We start from the raw sequence: 482 nt of genomic DNA, 5'->3' as shown, positions 1-482 counted from the left end.
AAGTGCATAAAAAAACCAGCCTGTTGCGCCCGTTTGACTTTGTGTTTATTGCGCTGTCGGTCGGGGCGACGGTATTCTCGTTCATATATGCCGCCGGTCGGCGCGATGGCAGGGCGGTGGCGCATATCGAATCCCCTTCGGGGCAGTGGGTGTATCCGCTCGACCGGGACGAAGAAGTGCGCATACCCGGCGCAATCGGCGATTCTCGAATCGCTATACAGGGCGGGACGGTTTATTTTGCCGATTCGCCGTGCGCAAATAAGGTATGCGTTATACACCAGCCGCTTTCCCTGAACGGGGAGTGGGCGGCGTGCCTTCCCAATAAGATTTTTGTCCGAGTCGAAGGCAGCGGCGACGCGGGAGTCGACGCATTGGCGTATTAGGGATAGGGCATTCGGCTTATGCAGGAAACAGTTTAAGCGTGCGGGTTATTTCCGCGCGCGGCTGACTGCGGCTATGCACGGAAAAAATTAAAAAAAATA

1 protein-coding gene is annotated in these 482 nt (G+C 55.6%); it reads left to right on the top strand.

Annotation, left to right across the window (positions count from 1 at the left end):
* On the top strand, nucleotides 1-383 hold a 383-nt coding region (locus AWU74_RS08040; RefSeq protein ID WP_187150964.1), incomplete at its 5' end, for a NusG domain II-containing protein.
* Nucleotides 384-482: the final 99 nt, after the last annotated feature.

It is taken from the genome of Treponema endosymbiont of Eucomonympha sp. (assembly GCF_001028545.1).
Note: the sequence above shows the minus strand (reverse complement) of the source record. Positions and strands in the feature narration are given on the sequence as shown.